The organism is Streptomyces sp. NPDC005899 (assembly GCF_040629645.1).
GTDB lineage: Bacteria > Actinomycetota > Actinomycetes > Streptomycetales > Streptomycetaceae > Streptomyces.
This window is the reverse complement of the sequence record NZ_JBEXWB010000201.1, coordinates 1-11,627: the sequence shown is the minus strand read 5'-3', so window position 1 is coordinate 11,627 and position 11,627 is coordinate 1. Positions and strand designations below refer to the sequence as shown.

Sequence of the window (11,627 nt, the reverse complement as noted above, 5' to 3'; positions counted from 1 at the left end):
GGAGACGCAACGGCGATGCGGTCCGGGGCTCGTGTCCCGGACCGCATCGCCGTATCAGGGGGTGTCAGGAGGCGGTGCCGCGGCCCAGCTCCCAGAGCTGCAGGTCGGACGAGGAGGTGACGGACCACTCCACGCCGTTCAGGTCGTCGAGCGAGGCGACGTACTGCTTGCCCTGCCAGACCGGGAGGACGGGGACGTCCTCGGCCACGATGTCCTGGATCTTCGCGAAGGTGTCGGCGGCGGCGCTGCGGTCGGCCTCGCGGCGGGACTGCGGGATGAGCGTCTTCTGGATGGTGGCCGACGCGTAGGGCGAGTTGAGGAAGTTGTCCTTGTCGAGGAACGGCGCCGTGTAGGTGTCCGGGTCCGGGAAGTCCGGGAACCAGCCCATGCCGTACACCGCGTACTCGCCCTTGCTCTGCGCCGGACGGTACTTGCTCCAGGGGGTGCCCTCGGCCTCGACCTCGAACAGCTTCGAGCCGTTGAGCTGCTTCGCCAGCATCTCGTACTCGGCCTTGGTCGCCGGACCGTAGTGGTCGGTCGTGTAGTGGAGCGTGAACTTCACCGGCGTGTCTATGCCCGCCTCCTTCAGGATCCCGGCGGCCTTGGTCACGTCCGGGTCGCCGTACTTGTTGAAGAAGGAGTTGGCGTGGTTGGTGATGCCCGACGGGATCAGCGAGTACAGCGGCTCGGCCGTGCTGCCGTACACCTTGCCCGCGACGGCGCCGCGGTCGATGACCTGGGCGATCGCCTGCCGGACGGCCTTGTCCTCGACCAGGGGGTCCTCGGTGTTGAAGGCGAGGTAGCTGATGGCGAGGCTGGGCATCTCGGTGAGCTTGACGCCGTCCTTGGGCTCGGCGAGCATCTTCTGGGCCTGCTCGGGCGACATGGTGCGGGTCATCATGTCGATCTTCTTGTCGTCGAGGGCCTTGCCCATCGCCGCCGCGTCCGGGAAGAGGTCGAGCTCGACCTTGTCGTTGCGGACCTTCAGATCACCCTTGTACTTGGGGTTCTTCGTGAAGACGACCTTGACGACCTGGTCGCCCTTGACCTCGGGCTTCATCGTGTACGGGCCGGACCCGTCGACCTGGAAGCCGTTGCGGGGCGTCTTCGCCGGGTACTTGTCCTTCTGGACGATGCCGGCGGGCGGCGTGGCGAGCTTGTAGGGGAAGGTCGCGTCCGAGGTGCGCAGGTGGAAGACCACCTGGTCGTCGCCCTTGGTCTCGATGGTGTCGATGTTGGCGAGCAGGCCGACCGGGCCGGCCTCGTCCTTGATGTCGAGGACGCGCTGGATCGAGTACTTCACGTCCTCGGGGGTGACGGGCGTGCCGTCCGCGAAGGTGAGCCCGTCGCGCAGTGTGCAGCGGTAGCTCTCGTTCTCCGTGTCCGTGAAGGCGCAGCTCTCGGCCGCCTCTGGCACGGGCTCGCCGCCGCCGCGCGGGATGTGCGTGAGGGTCTGCACCGTCTGGCGCAGGACGTTCCACACGCCGGCTTCGTAGCCGATCGCCGGGTCGAGCGGAGCGGGGGTGTCCGCGGAGGCGGTGAACTGGTCCGTCGTCCCGACAACGATGGCATCGCCCCCGTCGTCCGACCCGCCACAGGCGGCGAGCACGGGCGCGAGCAGGCCCACTACGGCCGGCAGCACCAGCGTCTTGCGGTTCATCTGGACGTTCTCCCTCATCACGGCATGCGAGAAAACTGACATTAGTAGGCGCTGCGGAAGCGCTTGACCGACGTGTTCAGGGCCCGTATCCGTTCGGTGATCGCCCATGACGGCCTGTCTATGTCATCTGAGGGAATGTTTCGTGCACCACTCCATCAACCCGGACTTTTGGGCGCCCATAACGGGCAGCGCGACCCTCCTCCGGGGACCTGGACCGGCACTCCGGGTGAGCAAGCTCACACCGGGTGGCCGGTCAGTGTATTGACATGCACCTGCTTTTGGCCGGAATCAGCCCTGCTCCCCGATCAGGCCGCGCAGGAACGCGAGGTCCACCTGCTCCAGGGACGGCACGACCACCCTCCCCGGGGCGGGCGCGATCGGCGCCACCGACGGCACGGCCACGACCCGGCAGCCCGCGGCCTCCGCCGCGGCCACCCCGGTCGCGGTGTCCTCGACGACGGCGCAGCGCCACGGGTCCGCGCCGAATCCGGCGGCCGCGGCGAGGTAGGGCTCGGGGTGGGGCTTGGTACGGGTCACCTCGTCCCCGGCCACCGTGAGCGCGAAGTGGTGCCGGCCGACCGACTCGAGCACCCGGTCGATGATGCGCCGGTGCGAGGCGGAGACCAGGGCCGTGGGCACCTCGTGCGCGGCGAGTTCGGCGAGCAGCCGTGCGGCACCCGGCATCAGCGGCACCCCGCGCCCGATGCGCTTCTCGAAGCGGTCGTTGAGCAGCACGGTGAGTTCCGCGATGGTGACGTCCGCGCCGGTGGCCTCGATGAGGTAGCCGGCGCTGCGGGTCATGGGGCCGCCGACGACCACGTCACGCCAGCTCTCCTGCAGCCGGTGGCCGAGGTCGGCGAAGACCTCGACCTCCACGTCCCACCAGAAGCCCTCGGTGTCGACCAGTGTTCCGTCCATGTCGAGAAGGACCGCCTGCAGGGCGGATCCCTCGGCCGTACGGGTCAAGGACGCGGGGACCGTACTGGTCATCCGGTACACCTCCATGGGGGACGAGAGGGCCGGCCGCCCTCCCGGTGGGAAGGGCGACCGGCCCGCACTGGACCGACCAGTGTACGACCCGTCCGCTCGTGGCGCGTGGTACGCGTGCTTACCGCGAGTCGAACGGTGTCCTACCGGGCGTTGAAGTACTTCGCCTCGGGGTGGTGGATGACGATCGCGTCCGTGGACTGCTCCGGGTGCAGCTGGAACTCCTCGGAGAGCTCCACGCCGATGCGCCCGGGCTCCAGCAGGGTGGCGATCTTCGCCCTGTCCTCCAGGTCGGGGCATGCCCCGTACCCCAGGGAGAAACGGGCACCGCGGTACTTGAGCGCGAACATGTCCTCGACCTCGGCGGGGTCCTCGCCGGCGAATCCGAGCTCACCGCGGACGCGGGCGTGCCAGTACTCGGCGAGCGCCTCGGCCAGCTGCACGGACAGTCCGTGCAGCTCCAGGTAGTCGCGGTAGGAGTTCGCCTCGAACAGCTCGGCCGTCGCCCGGCCGATCTTCGAACCGACGGTGACGACCTGGAGGCCGACCACGTCCCTCTCCCCCGACTCCTCGGGGCGGAAGAAGTCCGCCAGGCAGAGCCGGCGGCCCTTGCGCTGGCGCGGGAACGTGAAGCGGGTGCGCTCCGAGCCGTCCTCGTGGAGCAGGATCAGGTCGTCGCCCTTGGAGACGCAGGGGAAGTAGCCGTAGACGACGGCCGCCTCCAGGAGGTTCTCGGTCTGGAGCTTGTCCAGCCAGCCGCGCAGGTGCGGCCGGCCCTCGGTCTCCACGAGCTCCTCGTACGTCGGCCCGTCGCCGGCGCGGGCCTGCTTGAGGCCCCACTGCCCCTTGAAGAGCGCGCCCTCGTCCAGCCAGGAGGCGTACTCCTTCAGCTGGATGCCCTTGACCACGCGGGTGCCCCAGAAGGGCGGTTCGGGGACCGGGTTGGTGACGGAGACGTCGGACCGCACGCCCTCCTGCGGTTCCTCGGCCTCCGGCAGGGCGGTGTCCCGCTTGGGGACCCTGCGCTGCTTGAGCTCGGGCAGCACCGCCCCCGGGACACCGCGCTTGACGCCGATCAGCGCGTCCATCAGGCGCAGGCCCTCGAAGGCGTCACGGGCGTAGCGGACCTCGCCCTCGTAGATCTCGTGCAGGTCCTGTTCGACGTAGGCGCGGGTCAGGGCGGCGCCGCCGAGGATCACCGGGAACTCGGCGGCCAGCTTGCGCTGGTTGAGCTCCTGGAGGTTCTCCTTCATGATCACGGTCGACTTCACGAGCAGGCCGGACATGCCGATGACGTCGGCCCGGTGCTCCTCCGCGGCTTCCAGGATGGCGGAGACGGGCTGCTTGATGCCGAGGTTGACCACGGTGTAGCCGTTGTTCGACAGGATGATGTCGACGAGGTTCTTGCCGATGTCGTGGACGTCGCCGCGGACGGTCGCCAGGACGATGGTGCCCTTGCCCTCGTCGTCCGTCTTCTCCATGTGCGGCTCCAGATGGGCCACCGCGCCCTTCATCACCTCCGCCGACTGGAGCACGAACGGCAGCTGCATCTGGCCGGAGCCGAACAGTTCGCCGACGACCTTCATGCCCTCCAGGAGGGTGTCGTTGACGATGTCCAGGGCGGGCCGGGTGCGCAGCGCCTCGTCCAGGTCCGCCTCCAGGCCGTTCTTCTCGCCGTCGATGATGCGCCGCTGGAGGCGTTCGTCGAGCGGGAGGGCCATCAGTTCCTCGGCACGCCCCTCCTTCATCGACTTCATGTTGACGCCCTCGAAGAGCTCCATCAGCTTCTGGAGCGGGTCGTAGCCCTCGGCGCGCCGGTCGTGGATGAGGTCGAGGGCGACCTCGACCTGCTCCTCCTCCAGCCGGGCGATCGGCAGGATCTTCGAGGCGTGCACGATCGCGGAGTCCAGGCCGGCTTTGACGCACTCGTCGAGGAAGACGGAGTTCAGCACCACGCGGGCTGCCGGGTTCAGGCCGAAGGAGATGTTGGACAGGCCCAGGGTGGTCTGGACGTCGGGGTGGCGCCGCTTGAGTTCCCGGATCGCCTCGATGGTGGCCACGCCGTCCTTGCGGGACTCCTCCTGGCCGGTACAGATGGTGAAGGTGAGGCAGTCGATGAGGATGTCCGACTCGTCGACCCCCCAGTTGGAGGTGAGGTCCTCGATCAGCCGCTCGGCGATGGCGACCTTGTGCTCGACGGTGCGGGCCTGGCCCTGCTCGTCGATGGTCAGGGCGATCAGGGCGGCGCCGTGCTCCTTGGCGAGGGCGGTGACCTTGGCGAAGCGGGACTCCGGCCCGTCGCCGTCCTCGTAGTTGACGGAGTTGAGCACCGCGCGCCCGCCGAGCTTCTCCAGACCGGCCCGCAGGACGGGCAGCTCCGTGGAGTCCAGGACGATCGGCAGGGTCGAGGCGGTCGCGAAACGGCCGGCCAGCTCCCGCATGTCCGCGACGCCGTCACGGCCCACGTAGTCGACGCAGAGGTCGAGCATGTGCGCACCCTCACGGATCTGGTCGCGCGCCATCTCCACGCAGTCGTCCCAGCGTGCTTCGAGCATCGCCTCGCGGAACTTCCTGGAGCCGTTGGCGTTGGTGCGTTCGCCGATCGCCAGGTACGCGGTGTCCTGGCGGAAGGGGACCGTCTGGTAGAGCGAGGCGGCGCCCGGCTCGGGGCGGGGGTCCCGGGGTGCCGGGGCGAGGGAGCGGGTCCGTTCCACGACCGCCCTCAGGTGCTCGGGGGTGGTGCCGCAGCAGCCGCCGACGAGCGAGAGGCCGTAGTCCCGGACGAAGGTCTCCTGCGAGTCGGCCAGACCGTCGGCATCGAGCGGGAAGTGGGCGCCGTCCTTGGTGAGGACGGGCAGCCCCGCGTTCGGCATGCACATCAGCGGCGTACGGGAGTGGCGGGCCAGATAGCGCAGGTGCTCGCTCATCTCGTCCGGGCCCGTCGAGCAGTTCAGGCCGATCAGGTCGATGCCCAGCGGCTCCAGGGCGGTCAGCGCGGCGCCGATCTCGGAGCCCAGCAGCATCACGCCGGTCGTCTCGAAGGCGAGCGAACAGATCAGCGGTACGTCGGCGCCCAGCGCCTCCATCGCGCGGCGCGCGCCGATCAGGCTGGACTTCGTCTGGAGCAGGTCCTGCGTGGTCTCCACGATCAGGGCGTCGGCGCCACCGGCGAGCAGGCCCTCGGCGTTGCGCTGGTAGCCGTCCCGCAGCACGTCGTAGGCGATGTGGCCGAGCGACGGAAGCTTGGTGCCGGGGCCGACCGAGCCGAGCACCCAGCGCTGCCGGCCGTCCGCGGCGGTGAACTCGTCGGCGACCTCCCGGGCGATCCTGGCGCCCGCCTCGGACAGCTCGACGATCCGGTCGGCGATCTCGTACTCGTTCGCGGCGGAGTGGTTGGCGCCGAAGGTGTTCGTCTCGACGCAGTCGACGCCGACCGCGAAGTACTCCTCGTGGACCGAGCGGACGATGTCGGGCCGCGTCACGTTGAGGATCTCGTTGCAGCCCTCGAGGTTCTGGAAGTCCTCGAGTGTGGGGTCCTGGGCCTGGAGCATGGTGCCCATGGCACCGTCCGCCACCACCACCCGGGTGGCGAGGGCTTCACGGAGTGCTGTGACTCGGGTCCGGCTGTCGGCGGAGGGGGTCGGCGACGAGGCCATGGATGTTCTCCCTGGGATGCGACGGCTGTCGGCTTCGTGCCCGTCCGTCAAGGGGGGCACGCGGCCAGCGTAGCGGGGCGGGGCCCGGGCCGGTCGCCGCGTCCCACGGGACGGACTGCATGCTGTGCGGGGTATGAGCCCGTCGGCGTGGTGGCGCGGAATCGCCGCGTGACCGGACGCAGGTCGACATCGACCGATAGTGTTCAGCATTGTCGAACCGAGGTGGAGGAGTACGGCGCGATGGCCAAGAACATCCAGTCGCTCGAACGGGCGGCGGCGATGCTGCGCCTGCTGGCAGGCGGCGAGCGCCGGCTCGGGCTGTCCGACATCTCCTCCTCCCTCGGGCTCGCCAAGGGCACCGCCCACGGCATCCTGCGCACGCTCCAGCTCGAGGGCTTCGTGGAGCAGGACCCGGCCTCGGGCCGCTACCAGCTCGGCGCCGAGCTCCTCCGCCTGGGCAACAGCTATCTCGACGTGCACGAACTGCGGGCCCGCGCGCTGGTGTGGACCGACGACCTGGCCCGCTCCAGCGGCGAGAGCGTCCACCTGGGCGTGCTGCACCAGCACGGCGTCCTGATCGTCCACCACGTCTTCCGGCCGGACGACAGCCGCCAGGTCCTCGAGGTCGGCGCCATGCAGCCGCTGCACTCCACCGCCCTGGGGAAGGTGCTCTGCGCCTACGACCCGGTCGCGCACAGCGAGGTCGCCGAGGCGGAGCGGCGGGCGTTCACCCCGCGCACGGTCACCGGCGCCCAGGAGTTCGAGTCCCTGCTCGACCTGATCCGCGCGCAGGGCTGGGCCGCGGACGTGGAGGAGACCTGGGAGGGCGTGGCGGCCGTGGCCGCGCCCGTGCACGACCGGCGCAGGATGCCCGTCGGCGCCGTCGCCGTGACGGGTGCCGTGGAGCGGGTGTGCGCGGGCGGGGAGCTGCGCCCCGAGCTCGTCGCCGCCGTACGGGACTGCGCCCGCGCCGTGTCGCGGGACCTGGGTGCCGGGCGCTTCTGAGGCGCCTCACGCCCGCCGCGCCGATTCCGGCCGCGGCCGTCCGTAACGATCCGGCTCCGGGCCGAGTCCGCACCCCGGAACTCTTGACGCGTCGTTCTCCGGGGAGAAACATTGCCGTTCACCGGTCGGCATTGCCGAACACCTAACGGCAATAGGCGTTAGGGTGTGACAGTGCCGAGGGCCGGTCAAGCCCTCACAGGTGGTGTCTCCGTGCTCAACGGGTACCCACCTGGGGCGCGATCCACCGGAGGGACCCGGTGTTTCGCCTCCCCCCTGGACGAAGGACAAAGGAGTCGCGGGTGTCCAGCTCCGACATCTTCATCGGCGAGACCATCGGTACCGCCATACTCATCCTGCTCGGCGGCGGTGTCTGTGCCGCCGTCACGCTCAAGCGCTCCAAGGCGCAGAACGCCGGCTGGCTGGCCATCACCTTCGGGTGGGGCTTCGCGGTGCTGACCGGCGCCTACATCGCCTCCGGTGTGTCCGGTGCCCACCTCAATCCGGCGGTCACCATCGGCCTCGCGATCCAGGGCGGCACCGCGTGGAGCGACGTGCCCCTGTACCTGGCCTCCGAACTGCTCGGCGCGATGATCGGCGCCGTGCTCGTCTGGGCCGTGTACTACGGACAGTTCCACGCGCACCTCACCGACCCCGAGATCGTCGGGGGCCAGCCCCACGAGGAGGGCATGGTCGACCAGTCGTCGGCGCCCGCGGCGGGCCCGGTGCTCGGCGTCTTCTCCACGGGTCCGGAGATCCGGAACGCGGTGCAGAACGTGGTGACGGAGGTCATCGCGACGTTCGTCCTGATCCTGGCGATCCTCACTCAGGGCCTCAACGACGAGGGCAACGGCCTGGGAGCCCTCGGCGCCCTGATCACCTCCCTGGTGGTCGTCGGCATCGGCCTCTCGCTCGGCGGCCCCACCGGCTACGCGATCAACCCGGTGCGCGACCTCGGTCCGCGCATCGTGCACGCACTGCTGCCGCTGCCGAACAAGGGCGGTTCGGACTGGGGGTACGCCTGGGTACCGGTGGTAGGACCGCTCATCGGTGCCGCCCTGGCCGGCGGGCTCTACAACCTCGCCTTCGCCTGAGTGACCCCCCTCACCACCACACAGACCTCCGGGAGCACACCGTGACCGACGCACACACCACCGGCCCCTTCATCGCGGCCATCGACCAGGGCACCACGTCCAGCAGGTGCATCGTCTTCGACAAGGACGGCCGGATCGTCTCCGTCGACCAGAAGGAGCACGAGCAGATCTTCCCCAAGCCCGGCTGGGTCGAACACGACGCGACCGAGATCTGGGAGAACGTCCAGGAGGTCGTCGCCGGCGCGATCGTCAAGGCCGGCATCACCTCCGCCGACGTCAAGGCGATCGGTATCACCAACCAGCGCGAGACCACCCTGCTCTGGGACCGGAACACCGGTGAACCCGTCCACAACGCCCTCGTCTGGCAGGACACCCGCACCGACGCCCTCTGCAAGCACCTCGGCCGCAACGTCGGACAGGACCGCTTCCGCCGCGAGACGGGCCTGCCGCTGGCGTCGTACTTCGCCGGCCCCAAGGTCCGCTGGCTGCTCGACAACGTCGAAGGGCTCCGCGAGCGCGCCGAGCGCGGGGACATCCTCTTCGGCACCATGGACTCCTGGGTCATCTGGAACCTGACCGGAGGCACCGACGGCGGCGTGCACGTCACCGACGTCACCAACGCCTCGCGCACCCTCCTGATGAACCTGCACACGATGCAGTGGGACGACCGGATCGTGCAGTCGATGGAGATCCCGCCCTCCGTGCTGCCGGAGATCCGGTCCTCCGCGGAGGTGTACGGCAACGCCAAGGGCGGAGTGCTGGACGGCGTGCCGGTCGCCTCCGCGCTCGGCGACCAGCAGGCCGCGCTGTTCGGCCAGACGTGTTTCGCCAAGGGCGAGGCCAAGTCCACGTACGGCACCGGCACCTTCATGCTGATGAACACCGGCCACACCCCCGTGAACTCGTACAACGGGCTGCTGACGACCGTCGGCTACCGGATCGGCGACGAGAAGGCGGTGTACGCCCTGGAGGGCTCCATCGCCGTCACCGGCTCGCTGGTGCAGTGGATGCGCGACCAGATGGGCCTCATCAAGTCCGCGGCGGAGATCGAGACGCTCGCCTCCTCCGTCGAGGACAACGGCGGCGCGTACTTCGTGCCCGCGTTCTCCGGACTGTTCGCCCCCTACTGGCGTCCGGACGCCCGCGGCGTGATCGCCGGCCTCACCCGGTACGTCACCAAGGCGCACATCGCCCGTGCCGTGCTCGAGGCCACCGCCTGGCAGACCCGCGAGATCAGCGACGCCATGACCAAGGACTCCGGCGTCGAGCTGACCGCTCTGAAGGTCGACGGCGGCATGACCTCCAACAACCTGCTGATGCAGACGCTCTCCGACTTCCTGGACGCGCCCGTGGTGCGCCCCATGGTCGCCGAGACGACCTGCCTCGGCGCCGCCTACGCCGCCGGCCTGGCCGTCGGCTTCTGGCCGGACACCGACGCGCTGCGCGCCAACTGGCGCCGGGCCGCCGAGTGGACACCCCGTATGGACGCGGCCACCCGCGACCGCGAGTACAAGAGCTGGCTCAAGGCCGTCGAACGGTCCATGGGCTGGCTCGACGACGACACTGTCGAGGAGTAATCGATATGACCACCCTGCAGAGCGTCCCCGCCCTCGGGACGCGTCCGGCCTCCGGCTCCCTCCCGAGCCGCGCCGAGACCCGGGAGCAGCTGTCCAAGGCGACGTACGACCTCCTGGTGATCGGCGGCGGCATCCTGGGCATCTCCACCGCCTGGCACGCCGCGCAGTCGGGACTGCGGGTGGCCCTGGTGGACGCCGGCGACTTCGCCGGCGCCACCTCCTCCGCCTCCTCCAAGCTGCTCCACGGCGGTCTGCGCTACCTGCAGACCGGCGCGGTGAAGCTGGTCGCGGAGAACCACTTCGAGCGGCGCGCGGTCTCCCGTCAGGTCGCCCCGCACCTGGCCAACCCGCTCACCTTCTACCTGCCGGTCTACAAGGGCGGCCCGCACGGCGCGGCCAAGCTGGGCGCGGGCGTCTTCGCCTACTCGGCGCTGTCCGCGTTCGGTGACGGCGTCGGCCACGTGATCAGCCCGACGCGGGCACAGCGTGACGTGCCGGAGCTGCGCACGGACAACCTGAAGGCCGTCGCGGTCTACGGCGACGACCAGATGAACGACGCGCGGATGGCGCTGATGACCGTCCGCGCGGCCGTGGACGCGGGCGCCGTCGTCCTCAACCACGCGGCGGTCACCGGGCTCCGCTTCACCCGGGGCCGGGTCACCGGGGCGGAACTGACGGACCGGCAGGACGGTACCGAGTTCGGCGTCGACGCCCGTCTCGTGCTGAACGCCACCGGCCCGTGGGTCGACCACCTGCGCAAGATGGAGGACCCGAACGCGGCGCCGTCCATACGCCTGTCCAAGGGCGCGCACCTGGTGCTCAAGCGCACCCGCCCCTGGAAGGCCGCGCTGGCCACGCCGATCGACAAGTACCGGATCACGTTCGCCCTGCCGTGGGAGGACATGCTCCTGCTCGGCACGACGGACGAGGAGTACGAGGGCGACCCGGCCGACGTCGCCGTGACCGAGAAGGACACCGCGCAGATCCTGGACGAGGCGGCGTTCTCGGTACGTGACCAGCAGCTCTCCCGCGATCTGATCACCTACTCCTTCGCCGGGCTGCGGGTGCTGCCGGGCGGTCCGGGCGACACGTCCAAGGCCAAGCGGGAGACGGTCGTGACGGAGGGCCGCGGCGGGATGCTGTCCGTCGCGGGAGGCAAGTGGACGACGTTCCGCCACATCGGCCGCACGGTGATGAACAAGCTGGCCGCCCTGCCCGGGCACCCCCTCGCCGAGGACATGGAGCCGATGGCACGGCTGCCGAGGAAGCTGCCGCTGCCCGGCATCGCCAACCCGAACGCCGTCGCGCACCGGCTCCTGGTCGACGGCGGCACCCCGGGGCCGCGGATGGCGGCCGACACGGCCCGCCACCTGGCCACCCACTACGGCTCGCTCTCCTTCGACATCGCCCGCCTCGCGAACGAGGATCCGGCGCTGGCCGAGCGCGTCCACCCGGACGCCCCGGAGATCTGGGCCCAGGTGGCGTACGCCCGCGACCGTGAGTGGGCCGAGACGGCGGACGACGTGCTGCGCCGCCGGACGACGCTGACGATCCGCGGTCTGGCGACGGACGACGTCCGGGCCCGTGTCGAGGCGCTCCTGGCCGACCGGCACTGACGCACGGGACGCGGGGAGGGGCGGCCCCGGGCGGG

General features: G+C 70.2%; 7 protein-coding genes. 4 read left to right on the top strand and 3 right to left on the bottom strand.

What is annotated here, in order from left to right; translation table 11 throughout:
- Positions 1-64: 64 nt before the first annotated feature.
- The 3 genes from ABZ371_RS21145 to metH all read right to left on the bottom strand — a co-directional run bounded on the left by ABZ371_RS21145 (position 65) and on the right by metH (position 6,303).
- Positions 65-1,660 (bottom strand): ABC transporter substrate-binding protein, encoded by a 1,596-nt coding sequence (locus tag ABZ371_RS21145; protein ID WP_358681882.1) that lies wholly within the window; start codon positions 1,658-1,660, stop codon positions 65-67.
- Between the two features lie 288 nt (positions 1,661-1,948).
- Positions 1,949-2,650, bottom strand: coding sequence for an HAD family phosphatase (locus tag ABZ371_RS21140; protein ID WP_358681879.1), 702 nt, complete (start codon positions 2,648-2,650; stop codon positions 1,949-1,951).
- Between the two features lie 140 nt (positions 2,651-2,790).
- Positions 2,791-6,303, bottom strand: coding sequence for a methionine synthase (gene metH / locus ABZ371_RS21135; RefSeq protein WP_358681876.1), 3,513 nt, complete (start codon positions 6,301-6,303; stop codon positions 2,791-2,793).
- A 240-nt stretch (positions 6,304-6,543) separates the two neighbouring features.
- Here metH and ABZ371_RS21130 point away from each other — a divergent pair, with 240 nt between their 5' ends.
- From ABZ371_RS21130 to ABZ371_RS21115, 4 genes are all read left to right on the top strand, one after another.
- Positions 6,544-7,308: an IclR family transcriptional regulator gene (locus ABZ371_RS21130; RefSeq protein ID WP_358681873.1), complete on the top strand. Its 765-nt coding sequence runs from the start codon at positions 6,544-6,546 to the stop codon at positions 7,306-7,308.
- 299 nt (positions 7,309-7,607) lie between these two features.
- Positions 7,608-8,399: an MIP/aquaporin family protein gene (locus ABZ371_RS21125; protein WP_358681870.1), complete on the top strand. Its 792-nt coding sequence runs from the start codon at positions 7,608-7,610 to the stop codon at positions 8,397-8,399.
- Positions 8,400-8,440: 41 nt separating this feature from the next.
- Complete coding sequence (gene glpK / locus ABZ371_RS21120; protein ID WP_358681867.1) at positions 8,441-9,976, top strand: glycerol kinase GlpK; 1,536 nt, start codon at positions 8,441-8,443, stop codon at positions 9,974-9,976.
- Positions 9,977-9,981: 5 nt separating this feature from the next.
- Positions 9,982-11,592: a glycerol-3-phosphate dehydrogenase/oxidase gene (locus ABZ371_RS21115; protein WP_358681865.1), complete on the top strand. Its 1,611-nt coding sequence runs from the start codon at positions 9,982-9,984 to the stop codon at positions 11,590-11,592.
- The last annotated feature ends 35 nt before the right edge of the window (positions 11,593-11,627 follow it).

Coding starts and splice junctions, on each gene's coding strand:
- ABZ371_RS21140 (WP_358681879.1), bottom strand. CDS start 2,650: ATGACCAGTACGGTCCCCGCGTCCTTGACCCGTACGGCCGAGGGATCC.
- ABZ371_RS21130 (WP_358681873.1), top strand. CDS start 6,544: ATGGCCAAGAACATCCAGTCGCTCGAACGGGCGGCGGCGATGCTGCGC.
- ABZ371_RS21145 (WP_358681882.1), bottom strand. CDS start 1,660: ATGAACCGCAAGACGCTGGTGCTGCCGGCCGTAGTGGGCCTGCTCGCG.
- metH (WP_358681876.1), bottom strand. CDS start 6,303: ATGGCCTCGTCGCCGACCCCCTCCGCCGACAGCCGGACCCGAGTCACA.
- ABZ371_RS21115 (WP_358681865.1), top strand. CDS start 9,982: ATGACCACCCTGCAGAGCGTCCCCGCCCTCGGGACGCGTCCGGCCTCC.